The organism is Enterococcus florum, from assembly GCF_004309355.1.
GTDB lineage: Bacteria > Bacillota > Bacilli > Lactobacillales > Enterococcaceae > Enterococcus_A > Enterococcus_A florum.
Genome location: NZ_BJCC01000001.1, coordinates 202,475 through 219,405, shown reverse-complemented (window position 1 = coordinate 219,405; position 16,931 = coordinate 202,475). Strand labels below are relative to the sequence as shown.

The 16,931-nt window shown below is 42.2% G+C and carries 21 protein-coding genes; all 21 read left to right on the top strand.

Translation table 11 applies throughout. From position 1 onward, the window contains the following. The first annotated feature begins 7 nt into the window (after window positions 1-7). The 21 genes from NRIC_RS01150 to yhbY all read left to right on the top strand — a co-directional run bounded on the left by NRIC_RS01150 (window position 8) and on the right by yhbY (window position 16,925). Window positions 8-1,249, top strand: coding sequence for a glycosyltransferase family 4 protein (locus tag NRIC_RS01150; RefSeq protein ID WP_146620854.1), 1,242 nt, complete (start codon window positions 8-10; stop codon window positions 1,247-1,249). A 68-nt stretch (window positions 1,250-1,317) separates the two neighbouring features. After that, on the top strand, window positions 1,318-2,196 hold the full coding sequence (locus NRIC_RS01145) for an NAD(P)-dependent oxidoreductase (RefSeq protein ID WP_146620853.1): 879 nt from the start codon (window positions 1,318-1,320) through the stop codon (window positions 2,194-2,196). Between the two features lie 88 nt (window positions 2,197-2,284). After that, window positions 2,285-2,515: a YkuJ family protein gene (locus NRIC_RS01140; RefSeq protein ID WP_146620852.1), complete on the top strand. Its 231-nt coding sequence runs from the start codon at window positions 2,285-2,287 to the stop codon at window positions 2,513-2,515. Window positions 2,516-2,779: 264 nt separating this feature from the next. Beyond that, window positions 2,780-3,220, top strand: coding sequence for a fatty acid biosynthesis transcriptional regulator FabT (fabT, locus tag NRIC_RS01135; RefSeq protein ID WP_146620851.1), 441 nt, complete (start codon window positions 2,780-2,782; stop codon window positions 3,218-3,220). Continuing rightward, window positions 3,217-4,179, top strand: coding sequence for a beta-ketoacyl-ACP synthase III (locus NRIC_RS01130; RefSeq protein WP_146620850.1), 963 nt, complete (start codon window positions 3,217-3,219; stop codon window positions 4,177-4,179). The genes fabT and NRIC_RS01130 overlap by 4 nt, the downstream gene beginning before the upstream one ends. 52 nt (window positions 4,180-4,231) lie before the next feature. Further along, window positions 4,232-4,459 (top strand): acyl carrier protein, encoded by a 228-nt coding sequence (locus NRIC_RS01125; protein WP_146620849.1) that lies wholly within the window; start codon window positions 4,232-4,234, stop codon window positions 4,457-4,459. Between the two features lie 82 nt (window positions 4,460-4,541). Further along, entirely contained in the window at window positions 4,542-5,486 is a 945-nt protein-coding gene (gene fabD, locus NRIC_RS01120) for an ACP S-malonyltransferase (protein WP_146620848.1), read from the top strand. Next, window positions 5,470-6,201, top strand: a complete 732-nt coding sequence (gene fabG, locus NRIC_RS01115) for a 3-oxoacyl-[acyl-carrier-protein] reductase (protein ID WP_146620847.1) — start codon at window positions 5,470-5,472, stop codon at window positions 6,199-6,201. Before fabD ends, fabG begins: the two co-directional genes overlap by 17 nt. A 17-nt stretch (window positions 6,202-6,218) precedes the next feature. After that, entirely contained in the window at window positions 6,219-7,445 is a 1,227-nt protein-coding gene (fabF, locus tag NRIC_RS01110) for a beta-ketoacyl-ACP synthase II (RefSeq protein WP_146620846.1), read from the top strand. Between the two features lie 3 nt (window positions 7,446-7,448). Beyond that, window positions 7,449-7,913 carry an acetyl-CoA carboxylase biotin carboxyl carrier protein gene (gene accB / locus NRIC_RS01105; protein ID WP_146620845.1) on the top strand — a complete coding sequence of 155 codons (465 nt, stop codon included), beginning with the start codon at window positions 7,449-7,451 and terminating at the stop codon, window positions 7,911-7,913. 20 nt (window positions 7,914-7,933) lie between these two features. Then, window positions 7,934-8,353, top strand: a complete 420-nt coding sequence (gene fabZ / locus NRIC_RS01100; RefSeq protein ID WP_175579964.1) for a 3-hydroxyacyl-ACP dehydratase FabZ — start codon at window positions 7,934-7,936, stop codon at window positions 8,351-8,353. Window positions 8,354-8,359: 6 nt separating this feature from the next. Beyond that, window positions 8,360-9,724 (top strand): acetyl-CoA carboxylase biotin carboxylase subunit, encoded by a 1,365-nt coding sequence (locus tag NRIC_RS01095; protein WP_146620843.1) that lies wholly within the window; start codon window positions 8,360-8,362, stop codon window positions 9,722-9,724. Window positions 9,725-9,735: 11 nt separating this feature from the next. Further along, window positions 9,736-10,605 carry an acetyl-CoA carboxylase, carboxyltransferase subunit beta gene (gene accD, locus NRIC_RS01090; protein WP_146620842.1) on the top strand — a complete coding sequence of 290 codons (870 nt, stop codon included), beginning with the start codon at window positions 9,736-9,738 and terminating at the stop codon, window positions 10,603-10,605. Then, window positions 10,602-11,387, top strand: coding sequence for an acetyl-CoA carboxylase carboxyl transferase subunit alpha (locus NRIC_RS01085; RefSeq protein ID WP_146620841.1), 786 nt, complete (start codon window positions 10,602-10,604; stop codon window positions 11,385-11,387). The genes accD and NRIC_RS01085 overlap by 4 nt, the downstream gene beginning before the upstream one ends. A gap of 125 nt (window positions 11,388-11,512) precedes the next feature. Next, entirely contained in the window at window positions 11,513-12,319 is an 807-nt protein-coding gene (locus NRIC_RS01080) for a transporter substrate-binding domain-containing protein (protein WP_146620840.1), read from the top strand. Window positions 12,320-12,443: 124 nt separating this feature from the next. Beyond that, window positions 12,444-13,292, top strand: a complete 849-nt coding sequence (locus NRIC_RS01075; RefSeq protein WP_146620839.1) for a transporter substrate-binding domain-containing protein — start codon at window positions 12,444-12,446, stop codon at window positions 13,290-13,292. Window positions 13,293-13,304: 12 nt separating this feature from the next. After that, complete coding sequence (locus tag NRIC_RS01070) at window positions 13,305-13,994, top strand: amino acid ABC transporter permease (protein ID WP_146620838.1); 690 nt, start codon at window positions 13,305-13,307, stop codon at window positions 13,992-13,994. 12 nt (window positions 13,995-14,006) lie between these two features. Further along, the gene (locus tag NRIC_RS01065) at window positions 14,007-14,741 is read left to right on the top strand and encodes an amino acid ABC transporter ATP-binding protein (RefSeq protein ID WP_146620837.1); all 735 of its coding nucleotides are present in this window, start codon (window positions 14,007-14,009) and stop codon (window positions 14,739-14,741) included. A 220-nt stretch (window positions 14,742-14,961) separates the two neighbouring features. After that, complete coding sequence (locus tag NRIC_RS01060) at window positions 14,962-15,486, top strand: YqeG family HAD IIIA-type phosphatase (RefSeq protein WP_146620836.1); 525 nt, start codon at window positions 14,962-14,964, stop codon at window positions 15,484-15,486. Continuing rightward, window positions 15,487-16,596, top strand: coding sequence for a ribosome biogenesis GTPase YqeH (yqeH, locus tag NRIC_RS01055; protein WP_146620835.1), 1,110 nt, complete (start codon window positions 15,487-15,489; stop codon window positions 16,594-16,596). Window positions 16,597-16,613: 17 nt separating this feature from the next. Continuing rightward, complete coding sequence (yhbY, locus tag NRIC_RS01050; protein ID WP_146620887.1) at window positions 16,614-16,925, top strand: ribosome assembly RNA-binding protein YhbY; 312 nt, start codon at window positions 16,614-16,616, stop codon at window positions 16,923-16,925. The last annotated feature ends 6 nt before the right edge of the window (window positions 16,926-16,931 follow it).

The window sequence follows — 16,931 nt, the reverse complement described above, 5'->3', positions numbered from 1 at the left end:
AGTTAAGGTGCGTATCGGTTTTTTTACGGATACCTATTTTCCGCAAGTGAGTGGTGTTGCGACATCGATTAAAACCTTGAAAGAGGAATTAGAGAAAAGAGGACATGAGGTCTATATTTTCACGACGACTGATCCGGAGGCCGAGGACTTTGAAAAGGATATCGTACGCATGCCTAGTGTTCCATTTGTCTCATTTAAAGATCGGCGAATTGTAGTTCGTGGTATGTGGTTTGCTTATAAAATTGCAAAAGAATTGCAATTAGAATTAATTCACACGCACACTGAATTCGGCGCGGGTGTTTTAGGGAAAATGGTTGGAAGACGTCTGGAAATCCCGGTCATCCATACCTATCATACGATGTATGAGGATTACTTGCATTACATTGCCAATGGCAAAGTTGTGCGGCCCACCCATGTCAAACATTTTATTCGCTTTTTTGTCAACCATTCAACGGGTGTGGTTTGTCCGAGTGAACGGGTGGTCAAGACCATGCGCCGCTATGGAGTCGAAATTCCGATGAGGGTCATTCCTACAGGGATTGATATTTCACAGTTTAACCGGCCGGATATAACGGAACGTATGGTTCAAGATTTGCGTAGTGATTTGGGGATTTGTTCGAATCAGTTAATGATTTTATCATTGAGTCGGCTGTCGTATGAAAAAAATATTCAGACGATCGTCGAGCAATTTTCTGAGGTCCTGCAATGTCATCCAGAAGCGCGGCTGGTAGTTGTGGGAAAAGGGCCTTTTCGCGAAGGCTTAGAAGAATTAGTTGAGCAATTGGAACTAAAGGATGTCGTTCGCTTCACAGGGGAGATTCCTCATGAGAAAGTACCGATTTACTATCGAGCTGCTGACTATTTCGTCAGTGCCTCCTCATCTGAAACACAAGGATTGACCTATGCTGAAGCGATTGCTTCAGGGGTGCAATGCGTAGTGAAAGGAAACGACTATTTATACGCTTTGCTGGATGATGAGCGCTTAGGAGCAACCTTTGAAAGTGACCAAGAGTTTTCAAAAACGCTGTTGTCTTATATCGATCAGGATTATAAGATGACGGAAGAATTAAAAAGCCGGAAGCTTGATGAAATATCGGCTGAACGATTTGGTGCAGATATGGAAGAATTTTATCTTAAAATGCACGCCTATTATCAAGATAATCCAGTGAAGCGCCCGATCAGCCAGCGACGTCCGGTGGAAAGAGTGAGAGTGAAGATCGCTTCACTGAAAAAATTAGAAGATAAGTAACGTTTAAATCCATCTCTTCATGTATACTAGAGATGGATTTATTTTTAGTGTTCGAAAGGAGAATGATCATGAGAATCGGATTTATCGGAACTGGTGTGATGGGCAAAGCGATGGTTCAACATTTGATGACTGCTGGACATCAGTTAAACGTGTACAATCGAACAAAAAGCAAAGCAAACGAGCTAGTGGAACAAGGAGCCGTTTGGCAAGATACTCCTGCGAAGGTCACTGAACAATCGGATATCATTTTTTCAATGGTAGGCTACCCAAGTGATGTAGAGGAAATTTATTTTGGGACCGAAGGAATTTTTTCTAACGATGTTTCTGGAAAAATAGTGGTCGATCTTACCACTTCGACACCCACACTAGCCAAAAAAATTCAGCAAATGGCCATTGAAAAAGGGGCTGAGGCATTAGATGCTCCTGTTTCAGGAGGGGATCTAGGTGCTAAAAATGCTACTTTGACGATAATGGTCGGGGGAAATCAGACTGCCTTTGAACAGGTTCTGCCTTTATTCGAAGTGATGGGGAAATCCGTGCGCTTACAAGGGCCTTCCGGCAGTGGGCAGCATACGAAGATGGCTAATCAAATTATGGTTGCTGCAACGATGATCGGAATGTCCGAAATGATGGCTTATGCCGATAAAGCTGGATTAAACATTGCCGACGTACTGGATGTCGTTGGTGGAGGTGCAGCAGCCAATTGGTCTATGGCCAATTACGGTCCGCGAATTCTCAATGAGGATTATTCTCCTGGATTCTTCGTGAAACACTTTATCAAAGATTTGAAGATCGTGCTGGACGAAGCGGAGAAAATGTCGCTTGAACTACCTGGAACAGCTTTGGCCTTGAAGCTCTATGAGGAATTGTCAGAAGAGGGTTACGATGAAGACGGGACTCAGGCGCTGATCAAACTATGGTGGCCGAAAGGAAATAAAAATAATTGAAAAAATCATAAATTATTGGTGAAAATCAATGCAAGTTAGTATGTGATTTGTTACAATAATACAGAACTATTGGAAGGGAGGCATCTAGATGAAACATTCGCAATTAGTTGCCATTATTAAACGCTTGGAAGCGATGACTGAATCGACTGATAATGAAGTACAAGTTCGCCGTTTTGAGAAGGATGGCGTTGAAAAGTGTACGGTGACTTTTGACAACACTACAGAAACATTCGAACTAACTGAAAGTGACAGCAAACAATCTTACCAATTCGACAACATCGACATTGTCGCAATGGAGATTTATGACTTGATTCAATAAAACGGAGAGAGCCGCTTTTTCAATGAAATGATTATGAATACATCCCCGCAGTTATCGCAGTAAGCTGGTGACTGGCGGGGCTTTTTTATGGAAAATTTCTGAATAAAATATTTTGCTTATCAAAGTTTATTTATCGGGTTAACGGCCACGATAAAAAAAGTTTAAGTTTCAATAAAATGCAGAAATGAACTTGCAATCAAAAATAAAATAAGATATAGTTTGAACATCAAATGATTTGAATGTCAAACTAATTGGTGAGGTTTTATGGAACACAATTGGGAAGAAATGAATAATTATCTCGTTACGATCTTCAACGATGTTTTGTCGATTGAAGAGACGGAATTGAAAAAGTCGCGATTCAGCGATTTGACGATCACAGAGATGCATACGATCGACGCGATCGGGATGTACAAAAAAAAGACTACGACGGAAGTTGCTAGAGAACTGTTAGTCACTGTTGGGACGCTAACAACCTCGATCAATCGATTGGTAAAAAAAGGCTATGTTGAGCGAATTCGCAGTGAGGATGACCGGCGCGTAGTTAAGCTGGCGCTGACCAAAAAAGGCAAGCTGGTTTTTCGAATCCATCAGCACTTTCACCGGGAAATGGTCAAACGTGCGATTAAGGATCTGAATCAAGAAGAGCAGGAAGTCTTTTTGCATGCTTTGAAGAATCTATATGAATATTTAGAGGAGATCAAATGAGTAAGTCACAATTTGGCAGAATCGTTGCTACAGCACGATATTTACCTTCAAAAGTTGTCACCAATAATGATTTGACTCAATGGCTCGACACATCGGATGAATGGATCCAGTCACGTACAGGGATCAAGCAAAGACACATCGCTGAAGAAGAGAACACCTCTGATTTGTGTACACAAGTAGCAAAAAAATTGATCGAAGAACAAAACATCGATCCTGCAACGATCGATTTCATCATCGTAGCAACGATGTCGCCAGACTATACTAGTCCATCAGTAGCTTGTATAGTTCAAGGTGCGGTCGGAGCAAGCAGTGCGATGGCCTTTGATCTTTCAGCTGCGTGTGCCGGATTTGTCTATGCGGTCGCGACTGCGGAAAATTTTATTCGCAGCGGGCAGCGACGTGGACTAGTGATAGGAGGAGAAAAAACCTCTAAGCTAATCGATTGGACAGACCGATCCACTGCCGTTCTATTCGGTGACGGGGCAGCGGGTGTTTTGATTGAAGCTGCGGACGAACCTTATATTACTAAACAAAACCTCAATGCAGACGGGCGTCGTTCCAAGTCCTTAGTTTCGGGACATAGACCAACCAACTCTTTGTTTTATCAGGAGGAGTCTCAAGGAGGCTTAACGATGGATGGGCGTGGAATTTGGAATTTTGCCATGAATGATGTCACGACAAGTCTGAAAGAATGTATTGGCAGTGATTCTGTCGATTATTATCTTTTCCATCAGGCAAATCGTCGGATTATTGAAAAAATGGCTAAAAAATTGAAAGAACCACTTGAGAAGTTTCCAATTAATTTGACCAATTATGGCAATACCTCGGCAGCCAGTATTCCGATTTTGTTGGATGAGCTAGTTGAAGCAGGGACGATTCGTTTGGATGGTACACAAAATACGGTATTCACAGGATACGGCGGCGGACTTGCCTGGGGCAATGTCTTAGTTCGTTTGTAGTGCCTGTATACAAATAAAAAACAAATAGTAAAATCAGTGGAGGAATCAACTCATGACATTTGAAAAAATTCAAGACATTATCGTAGAAGAACTAGGTGTTGAAAAAGACGAAGTACAATTGACGACAAATATTCAAGAGGATCTTGAGGCAGACAGCTTGGATCTTTTCCAAATCATTAACGAAATCGAAGATGAATTTGATGTAAAGATCGAAACAGAAGATGGTATTGCTACTGTGAAAGACTTAGTTGAATACGTAGAAAAACAACAAAACGCATAAACGATCGAGAGGCGAGGCGCAAGCCTGGCCTTTCCTTATCTTTTATCAAGTAAAATCAATACCTTTTTATAAGGAGAAAATTATGAAAACAGCATTTTTGTTTAGCGGACAAGGTGCCCAGTACATTGGGATGGGCAAAGAGTTGTATGACCAAGAACAAGTTGTTCGAGAAACCTTTGAAGAAGCAAGTGATCTTTTGGGTTATTCGATGGCCGACCTATGCTTTGAAGAAAATCCTCATTTGAATGAAACAAAGTACACACAACCGGCAATTTTGACTGTCAGCACGGCCTTTTTGAGAGTCCTGGAACAACTTGGACATTTACCGGATGCAGCCGCAGGACTTAGTTTAGGCGAATATACTGCCTTGGTAGCTTCAAAAGCGATACAATTTAGTGATGCAGTCCAGCTTGTACAAAAACGAGGCCGCTTTATGAGTGAGGCAGTGCCATCGGGAAGTGGAAAAATGGTTGCGGTGATGAATACACCAGCTGAAGTGGTTGAAGCATGTTGCCAAAAAGCTTCAGCATTTGGGATCGTGTCTCCAGCAAATTATAACACTCCTCAACAAATCGTCATTGGCGGTGAAGTGGCAGCAGTCGAAAAAGCAGAAGCCCTGTTAAACGAGGCCGGCGCAAAACGATTAATCACGTTAAATGTGAGCGGTCCTTTTCATACTGCTTTGCTGCAGTCCGCTAGTCAAAAGTTGAATCGTGAACTTCAGACCATTGATTTTCATCCGATGGTCATCCCAGTAATCTCAAATACGACAGCAAGGATCATGCCGCAAGAAGATATTGTCGACTTGTTGACAGCTCAAGTCATGTCACCCGTTCGTTTCAGTGAAAGTATTTCCACGCTAAAAGAGATGGGCATCCAACAAATGATTGAGATTGGTCCAGGGAAAACCTTGACTGGCTTTATCAAAAAGATTGATCGTTCGATCGCATCTGCTCGTGTGGAAAATAGTCAAACATTGCAGGACACCATCAGCTTTTTAGGAGGTACCAATGGAACTAACGAATAAAAATGTTTTTATTACTGGCAGCAGTCGAGGAATCGGCTGGGGGCTTGCTCAAGCCTTTGCTAAACAAGGTGCGAACATTGTTTTAAATGGAAGAAAAGAAATTCCCACTGAAAAAATAGAAGAAATAAAAGCAAATAGTGTTGAATGCATCGCTGTTTGTGGTGATATTAGTTCTTTTGAGGATGCAGGAAGAATGATCGAAGAAGCCAATCAAAAATTAGGGACGATCGATATCCTAATCAATAATGCTGGGATCACAAACGATAAGTTGCTGTTGCGGATGAAGCCGGAAGAGTTTTCCAGCTGTCTTGAGATTAATTTGCTGGGAACGTTCAATATGACCCAGCAGGTCTTAAAACAAATGATGAAAAAACGCAGCGGAGTGATTTTGAACATGGCAAGTGTGATCGGGCAGATCGGGAATGTCGGACAAAGCAATTATGCAGCTAGCAAAGCAGGTGTGATTGGTTTTACAAAATCAGTGGCTCGCGAAGTAGCTCCACGTGGAATTACGTGTAATGCGCTGGCGCCAGGGTTTATTGAAACAGAAATGACAGACCAGCTAAGCGACAAAGTCAAAGAACAGATCGAAGGACAAATTCCTCTAAAAACCTATGGTCAAGTAGAAGATGTAGCTCAAGCAGCAGTATTCTTAGCACAAAGCTCCTATATTACCGGACAGGTTATCAATATTGATGGCGGAATGGTCATGTAAAGAAAGGACTGAACGAAATGAACCGAGTTGTAATTACCGGATATGGTATTGTTTCACCCATTGGCAATGACAAAGAAACCTTTTTAAATCATTTAAAAGAAGGCAAACATGGAATCGGACCGATCAAACAGTTTGATGCTTCGGAAACTGGAATTACCGTAGCTGCTGAAGTCAAAGAATTTCCTTTAGAAAAGTATTTTGTCAAAAAAGATACGAAACGAATGGAAAAATATTCATTGTTTGCGATCTACGCTGCTTTGGAAGCACTGGAAATGAGTCAGATCGATACCCAAAAAGAAGATATGGAACGTTTTGGAGTCATGATCGGTTCTGGGATCGGCGGTTTGGGAACCATCCAAGATCAGGTGCTGCGTATGGATCAAAAAGGCGCAAATCGTGTTTCACCAATGTTTGTTCCGTTAGCCATTACGAACATGGCGGCTGGCAATGTCGCTTTGCGTGTAGGAGCAAAAGGCATTTGTACAAGTACGGTTACAGCTTGCGCCAGCGGCACGCATTCAATCGGAGAAGCTTACCGCAATATTAAACATGGTTATTCAGATGTGATCTTAGCAGGCGGTGCGGAATCTTGTATCAATAAAATTGGAATTGCCGGCTTTGCGGCATTAACTGCTCTAAGCGATTCGAAGGATCCTGCTCGAGCATCGATTCCTTTCGACACGGATCGGAACGGCTTTGTTATGGGTGAGGGTGCTGGTGTTATCGTTTTAGAATCATTGGAGCACGCGGAGCAACGCGGGGCAACGATTCTGGGTGAAATTGTCGGTTATGGAGCAACTTGTGATGCCTACCATATGACTGCGCCAGATCCAAATGGTGAAGGAGCAGCACGAGCAATTAGAGCGGCTGTTGAAGAAGCAAGGATTCAGCCAGAAGATGTGAACTATGTGAATGCTCATGGGACCAGTACACAAGCTAACGATAAGGCAGAGAGCAAGGCGATCGAACAGGCGCTTTCTAAAAACGCCTATGTAAGCAGTACGAAATCACTCACTGGACATCTTTTGGGCGGTGCAGGTGGTATTGAGGCGGTCGCTTCATTACTAGCATTAGAGAACCAATTTATACCGCCAACAGCGAACATTAACGAAGTGGATCCAGAGATCCAAGCAAACATCGTAGTCAACGATGCGATAGAAACAGAAGTAAATTATGCAGTTAGCACCTCTTTAGGCTTCGGCGGACACAATGCGGTCATCTGTATGAAGCGCTGGGAGGCTTAAACAATGGATATCAAGGAAGTTAAGGAATTGCTGGAGCGATTCGATGCTTCTTCGTTAACTGAATTTGATTTGCGCGAAGGTAGTTTCGAATTATATATGAATAAAAATAAGACCAGCCGACACGTGTCAAATCCGTCACCTACTGTCGAAGAAGCAATTCCGGTTCAAGCACACGCTCAGTCAGCTATAACAGAACAGAATGTGGAAGAAAAGCATGAACCTGCGGCAACAGACGGAGAAGTAATCACCTCGCCAATCGTGGGAGTTGTCTATCTTCAACCTTCACCGGACAAACCAGTCTTTAAAGAGATCGGTTCGTCAGTAAAAAAGGGAGAGATCGTCTGTATCATTGAAGCAATGAAGCTTTTGAACGAAATCGTTAGTGAATACGACGGGACGATCCTTGAAGTGCTGGTCAAAAATGAAGACGTTGTTGAATACGGCCAGCCGTTATTCCGTATTGGATAAAAAAGGAGCGAAAGAATATGTTGACAATAGAAGAAATCAAAGAGATCATTCCTCATCGCTATCCGATGTTGCTGATTGATCGGGTGGAAGAATTAGAGCCCGGTAAGACGATTAAGGCAAAAAAGAATGTTTCTGTAAATGAGCCATTTTTCCAAGGACACTTCCCACATGAACCAGTAATGCCAGGTGTTTTGATCATTGAAGCAATGGCTCAAGCCGGAGCGGTTGCTTTATTGTCACTAGAAGATTTCAAAGGCAAAACTGCTTATTTCGGCGGAATCGACAAAGCTAAATTCCGTAAAAAGGTAGTTCCTGGGGATACATTGGTGCTTGAAGTTGAACTGACCAAAGTTCGATCGAATGCTGGCTGTGGAAAAGGAATCGCTTATGTGGATGGAAAAAAAGTAGCTCAAGCTGAACTTACTTTTATGATTGGATAGATGTCTATGTTTTCAAAAATTTTAATTGCGAACCGTGGAGAGATCGCGGTTCGCATTATCCGTGCGTGTAGAGAGCTGGGAATCGAAACGGTCGCAATCTACTCGGAAGCCGACAAGGAAGCGTTGCATACTGAAATGGCTGATGCGGCGATCTGCATCGGACCTGCTCGTTCTACAGATTCTTATTTGAATATGCAGGCGATTTTAAGTGCAGCGATCGTGACGAATGCTGAGGCGATTCATCCTGGCTTTGGTTTTTTATCAGAAAATAGTTTGTTTGCAACGATGTGTGCAGAGTGTAATATCACATTCATCGGCCCGAGTGAAAAGACGATCGATGCGATGGGAAACAAAATACATGCTCGTCAACTAATGAAAGATGCGGGTGTTCCTGTGATTCCTGGAAGCGACGGTGCCATCACAACGTTAGAAGAAGCAGAGCAAATTGCTGATGCTGTGGGGTATCCTGTAATGCTGAAGGCAGCGGCAGGCGGCGGTGGAAAAGGGATTCGAAAGGTTTTGAAAAGATCAGAACTTGAAAAGAACTTTTTATCTGCTAAATCTGAAGCCAAGGCAGCTTTTGGTGACGACTCCATGTATTTGGAAAAAATCATCTTTCCGGCCCGGCACATTGAAGTTCAGATACTTGGCGATCAGCTTGGAAACGTCATTCATCTTGGCGAGCGGGATTGTTCACTGCAGCGAAACAATCAAAAGGTGTTGGAAGAAGCACCCTCGGTCGTTATTGATGACGAGCAACGGACGATGCTGGGTGAGATCGCAGTTAAGGCAGGCAAGGCAGTAAACTATGAAAGTGCTGGAACGATTGAATTTTTACGAGACCCGGCAGGTCATTTCTATTTTATGGAAATGAATACCCGAATTCAGGTAGAGCATCCGATCACAGAAATGATTACCGGAATCGATATTGTCAAAAAGCAAATCAAAATAGCAGCAGGAGAACCGATCGGGCTCCAACAGAATGATATTGAATTCAAAGGACACTCGATCGAATGTCGAATCAATGCAGAAAATCCAGCATTTAATTTTGCACCATCACCTGGCAAGATCAAAACGCTGCTGCTACCAAGCGGTGGGCTGGGACTTCGTGTCGATAGCGCCATGTATAGCGGGGTGACAATTCCTCCATATTATGATTCAATGATTGCAAAGATCATCGTTCATGGGGAAGACCGAATGGATGCACTAATGAAAATGCAGCGTGCCCTTGGAGAATTCGTTTCTGATGGGGTAATCACTAACGTAGAGTTTCAAATGGATCTGATCAGCCATCCCAATGTTTTATTTGGCGATTATGATACCAGCTTTTTACAAAATACCTTTTTACCGGAATGGCAGCAAAGCGAGTAGGAGGAAAGTAGATGGGCCTTTTTAACAAAAAGAAAAACTATATTCGCATCAATCCTAATCGCGATGGCTCTCCCACCAGCAAACCCTCTGTTCCAGACAACATGTGGGCCAAGTGTCCGAACTGCAAACGGACACTGTACAAAAAGGAAATGGGTGAGGAAAAGGTCTGCCCGCACTGCGGCTACAGTTTCCGTATCAGTGCATGGGAGCGTTTAGCCATTACAATAGATGAAAAAAGCTTGGAAGAATGGGACAATCAACTGCCTGTACGCAATCCAATCGATTTTCCTGATTATGAAGCAAAGCTTCAACGTATGAAAGAAAAAACTGGATTGGATGAAGCAGTTCTGACCGGAAAAGCCATGATCGAAGGACGAGAAGTGGCAATCGGCGTGATGGATACGAATTTCATCATGGGAAGCATGGGAACAGTGGTAGGCGAAAAAATTACTCGCCTATTTGAAAAAGCGACGAAAGCCCACTTGCCGGTCATGTTATTTACAGCATCCGGTGGTGCAAGGATGCAAGAAGGCATTTTTTCTCTTATGCAAATGGCGAAAATCTCCGCGGCCGTTCAACGGCACAATCAAGCAGGGCAGTTATATATCACAGTATTGACTGATCCTACAACAGGAGGAGTAACTGCCAGTTTTGCAATGGAAGGCGACATTATTTTAGCTGAGCCGCAAACATTGGTTGGTTTCGCTGGGAGACGAGTGATTGAGCAAACGATTCGACAAAAACTACCAGAAGATTTCCAAAAGGCTGAGTTTTTACTGGAACATGGGTTTATCGATCAAATCGTACCTAGATTAGAGCTTCGAACAAGGTTAGTAGAGTTGCTGGACCTTCATCAAACAAAAGGATGGTGTGACGAATGACTCTTTCAGCAGGTGAAGTAGTAAAATTAGCTCGGTCAGCTGATCGAATGACCAGTCTGGATATCGTTGAAAAAGTATTCGAGGGATTTCAAGAGTTTCATGGCGATCGTTTATTCGGTGATGATCCGGCGATCGTTGGAGGCGTCGCCTATCTTGACGGAAAACCGGTCACAGTAATTGGAATCCAAAAAGGTGCCAATCTGAAGGAAAATATGGATCGTCACTTTGGTCAGCCAAATCCGGAAGGCTATCGAAAAGCACTTCGATTAATGAAACAAGCAGAAAAATTTAGACGTCCTGTGATCACCTTAGTCAATACACCAGGAGCATTTTGCGGAATTGAGGCTGAAGAACGAGGCGAAGGAGAAGCCATCGCACGTAATCTAATGGAGATGTCAAATCTTACAGTTCCGATCATTTCGATCGTTACAGGTGAAGGTGGCAGCGGCGGTGCATTGGCGCTGGCAGTGGCGGATGAGGTCTGGATGATGGAGCATAGTATTTATGCTATACTTTCTCCCGAAGGCTTTGCATCAATACTTTGGAAAGATGGCAAGCGGGCAGACGAAGCCGCGGCCTTGATGAAAATCACTGCAGCTGAACTACTTGATCTGGCAGTCATTGATAAGGTCATTTCAGAAACATTTCGGGGGAACCCACTGACACAGGAAAAGGTCGTTCGGATGATTCAAAAATCATTGATCGAGACACTTCAACGATTGACAAAACAGTCGACAGCAGAATTACTCGAGCAACGTTACAATCGATTTAGAAAGTTTTAACAGCAGAAATTCTGCTGTTTTTTTATACTCTTTTATTGGAAAAATAAATAAATATACATAAAATAGTGGATTTTTTGAAATAATATGCTATACTAACTCCAATCAGTCAAAATGGAGGTAGGAGAATGAAGAACAAAATAGGGATAATGTTGTTGGGAGCAGCATGTCTTTTACTTGCAGGTTGTGGGAATCAATCAGCGGAGGATAAGCTCGATTCAATCAAAGAAGCTGGAGAAATCAAAGTAGCCACTTCTCCTGATTATGCACCGTTTGGGTTTCACACGAAAATTGACGGAAAAGACAAGATTGTTGGTGCGGATATTGATTTGGTTGAGGCGATCGGAAAAAAGCTGGATGTGAAAGTGAAGTGGATGGACATGAGCTTCAATAATGTTTTAGCGGCTGCGAAAGAGGGGAAAGCCGATATCGCCGTTTCGGCTATATCAGTGACGCCGGAACGGGAAGAAAGCTTTGATTTCACTACTGATTATTATACATCTCCACAAGTCATTGTGATTAATAAGAAAAATGCAGAAGCCTTTACTTCAACCGAAAGTTTTGCTGACAAGCAGGTGGGTGCTCAAAAAGGTACGATCCAAGAAAATGTGATCAAAAATCAATTGAAGGATGCAAAATTAGTTTCGATCGAAAAGTTGCCAAATATTTTTGTTGAGGTCAACAATGGATCTTTAGATGCTCTTGTCGTAGAGAAAACCATAGCGACCTCATATGTGAATCAAAACCCAGAGCTGATGATTGCAGATATCTCACTAGAAAGTATGAAAGAAGATTCCTTTTCGATTGCTATCCCTAAAGGCAATCCTAAACTTGTGGAAGAACTAAACAAATTGATCAGTGAAATGAAAGAACAAGGGGACATTGAAAAAATGGTCGACAAAAATAGTGAGTTGATGGAACAAGCAGATCAATAGCAATTTTTATACATTATATTTTGCTTAAAATAGATAAATATACAACATTTTACTCGCGTTTTGTAAGAAACATGCTATAATGAATGCATTCGAAAGAAAGAATGATTATTTAGGAGGAAATAGGATGAAAAAAATTACCGGCTTAGCAGTATCATTTTTTGCATTATTCACTCTAGCTGCCTGTGGTGGCGGAGATAGCAGTACTGGAGATTCTACCAGTTCAGCAAACAATGCTGAGAATCAATTGGAAAAAATCAAAGAGGCTGGAGTACTTAAAGTAGCAACATCAGCTGACTTTGCCCCCTTCGAGTTTCACACGATGATTGATGGCAAAGACAAGGTGGTTGGTGCAGATATCGACCTAGTAGAAGAAGTAGCGAAAGATTTAGGTGTTAAAGTAGATATCATGGACATGGGCTACAATACAGTTTTAGCATCTCTTAAAGAAGGAAAGTCAGACATCGCTGTTGCAGGTCTCTCAGCAACCAACGAGCGTCGGGAACAATTCGGCTTCTCAGATGATTATTACAACCCGCCTCAAGTGATTGTTATCAATAAAAAAGATCAGGATACTTTAACGAGTATCGATGCATTTGCTGGCAAAAATGTTGGTGGACAAAAGGGATCAATCCAGGAAGATGTTGTCAAGGAACAACTGCCTGATGCTAAATTGGTTTCGATCGAAAAGGTCCCAAGTATGATCGTAGAAGTCAACCAAGGCTCATTAGATGCAATGGTTTTAGAAAAGACCATCGCCGAGTCTTATGTGGCTCAAAATTCGGATTTGATGATTGCAGATGTTGCTTTGGAATCAAAGGATGATGAAGCTTATGCGATCGCTGTACCAAAAGATGGCAGCGATGATTTGCTGAAAGAAATCAATAAAACGATCAAACGATTAAACGACGAGGGCAAGATTGAAGAGTTTGTTCAAAAGAATAATGAAATTGCTGAGAAAGCTGCTAAAGAATAGAGGGTAATCGGAGTGGATTTTTCATTTTTAGATAGATACTTATCTTATTTTGTTTCGGGAACTGGGATCACGATTTTGATTTCCTTGGTTACCGTTGTGCTGGGCTCTTTGATCGGGTTGATTATGGCACTAATGAAATTATCAAAGAAAAAACCACTGAACTGGTTGGCAAATATTTATATCGAGGTGCTTCGCGGCACCCCGATGCTTTTGCAGATCATGATTGGTTTTTTGCTTTTACAAGGATTGTTTCCTTCAAGAGATTTAGAGGTAGGCGTTCTAACCGTTGACCTCGGAAGATTACTGCCTGGGATGATTGTACTTTCATTAAATTCAGGGGCTTATGTTGCTGAGATTATTCGAGGGGGGATTATTGCGGTTAATTTTGGTCAAACGGAAGCAGCTCATTCATTAGGCTTGCGTCCAGCACAGACGATGCGCTATGTGATTTTGCCTCAAGCACTAAGAAATATTTTGCCACCGCTTGGAAATGAGTTTATTACCTTAATCAAAGATTCGTCCTTATTGACTGCGATTGGAATCAACGAGTTGATGGGATCTGCGCAAATTGTTATCTCTAATTCATACATTCCATTAGAGCCTTATTTTATTGCCGCTATGATTTATTTTGTCATGACTTTTGCCACCTCTAGATTATTGAATTTGTGGGAAAAGAAGCTCGGCAAAGGATATCAAAGGTAGGGGGCAAGCATTATGAGTGAAACATTGATTCAAATTGAACACCTGAATAAGCGTTTTGGCGACAATGAGGTTTTAAAAGATATTTCAACGGATATCACTGCAGGAGAAGTTGTTGTAGTGATCGGTCCTTCTGGCTCAGGTAAAAGTACTTTCCTTCGTTGCATCAATTTATTAGAAATTCCCACTTCTGGACAAATTAAGTTCGAAGGAACGGATATTACAGATAAGAAAAACGATATTTTCAAAACACGCGAAAAAATGGGCATGGTATTTCAACAATTCAACTTATTTCCTAATATGACCGTGCTGGACAATATTACCCTTTCTCCCATTAAAGTCAAAGGGTTGTCGAAATCAGAGGCTGAGGCTGTTGGACAGGAGCTTTTGAAAAAAGTCGGCCTTTCTGACAAAGCAGATGCTTATCCGCAGTCGTTATCTGGCGGTCAGCAGCAACGGATCGCTATTGCTAGAGCATTGGCGATGCAACCAGACGTGATGCTTTTTGATGAACCAACCTCTGCACTAGATCCTGAGATGGTCGGGGATGTATTGGCCGTTATGCAGCAGTTGGCCAAAGAAGGAATGACGATGGTGATCGTGACTCATGAAATGGGATTTGCCAAAGAAGTTGGCGATCGAATCTTATTCATGGATGGCGGGATTATCATGGAAGAAGGAACACCGATCGAAGTTTTTGAGGAAACTAAAAATGCGCGTACGATCGATTTTTTATCAAAGGTTTTGTAAGACTAGGCGATTGTCTAGTCTTTTTTGTACGTATATTTATTTCGTTGAGTTAGAAAATAAGGGATACGCTTGGATTTGATTAGAAAAGTGGAGTTTTTAACGCATCTGCGTTATAATGAAATTTTGTAGAAGTCAATTTTTTGACCATTGCATGAAGGGGCATGAATTGAAAAAAACACAGTTAAGATGAATGAATTTTTAGGATAAACAAGGAGTAAGTATGCTAGAAAGTTACAAACCAACCTGGATGGTCGAAGCCATTTATCAGATCACTCCAGCACAGTTAGAAGCACATGGGATCAAAGCTGTTCTGACTGATTTAGACAATACATTGATTGCTTGGGATAACCCAGACGGGACTGCTGAACTGTTAGCCTGGCTAAAAGAGATGAGCGCGGCAAAGATTCCGGTCGTTGTGGTCTCCAACAACAAATCAAGTCGAGTGGCGCGAGCGGTCAAGCTTTTTGAGTTGGATTATGTCTCTCGCGCAATGAAACCATTTTCGGCTGGAATCAAGCACGCTCAGAGAACGTTAGAACTGCCAAAGGAACAGATCGTGATGATCGGTGACCAAATCATGACAGATATTCGTGGGGCAAATGCTGCAGGGATTCGCAGTATCCTTGTCCAGCCAATTGTTGATACTGATAATTGGAATACACGGATCAACCGCTTTTTTGAGCGCAGAGTGATGACTTATTTATTGAAAAAACATCCAGATATGATATGGAAGCGTGGGCTGTAAATGGAAGAGGAAATTTATTGTATTGGTTGTGGTGCTGAAATACAAACCAAGAATCCGAAAGAGATCGGCTTCACCCCTCCGTCTGCACTAGAAAAGGGGCTAGAAAATGGCGAGGTCTATTGCCAACGGTGTTTCCGCTTGCGGCACTACAATGAAATTCAAGATGTATCGCTAACAGACGATGATTTTCTACATTTGCTTAATGAATTAGGAAAAACCGATGCGCTGATCGTTAATGTGGTTGATATTTTTGATTTTAACGGGTCTTTGATACCGGGACTGCATCGTTTTATTGGCGACAATCCAGTCCTCTTAGTAGGGAACAAAGTCGATATTTTGCCAAAATCATTGAAAAAAAATAGACTTACCCAATGGATGCGCGAACGTGCACACGAAGAAGGATTGCGTCCTGTCGAAGTCTTGTTGACGAGTGCACGCAAAGCGCATCAAATGCAAGAACTGCTTGATAAAATTGAGGAGTATCGTGAGGGTCGTGACGTGTACGTAGTTGGTGTGACCAATGTTGGGAAATCAACATTGATCAATCAAATCATCAAACAAACTGCTGGTGTACAAGATCTGATCACCACCTCGCAATTTCCAGGGACGACCTTAGATAAAATTGAGATTCCATTGGACGATGGACATTTTCTAATCGATACACCAGGGATTATTCATCGTCATCAAATGGCTCACTATCTAGGAAAAAAGGATTTGAAAATCATTGCACCGCATAAAGAAATCAAACCGAAAACCTATCAACTAAATTCAGGACAAACGTTGTTTTTAGGAGGATTGGCGCGTTTTGACTTTATTCAAGGAGAGCGAAGTGCCTTTGTTGCCTACGTGTCCAATGATTTGATGATCCATCGCACAAAATTAGAAAAAGCAGATGCCTTTTATCAAAAACACATTGGTGGATTGCTTCAGCCGCCCCGTCCAGACGAAGTCGCTGAATTTCCAGAGCTGGTTCGATTCGAATTTTCGATCAAAGAAAAAACCGATATCGTCTTTGCTGGGTTAGGCTGGGTGACGATCAGTAAACCTGCTGTAATCGCGGGCTGGGCACCTAAAGGCGTCGATGTGTTGATCAGAAAGGCATTGATTTAAGTGATGAGGGAGATATGATGACATTAAGAGGTAAGCAGAAAAGGTATTTACGTAGTCAGGCGCACCATTTGCAGCCTATTTTCCAAATTGGGAAAAATGGATTGAATGATGCAGTCATTGTGCAGATTGAGGAAGCACTTGAAAAACGGGAACTGGTCAAAGTCAGTTTGCTGCAGAATACGGACGAGTTAGCTGAAGAAGTTGCTGATGTTCTGGAAGAAAAGATCCATTGTGAAGTGGTACAGATCATTGGACGCGTGTTGGTTGTATACAAACCATCCTCGAAGGAAAACTATCAAAAGATTTCTCGTGAAGTAACAAAAATCTGATTGGAG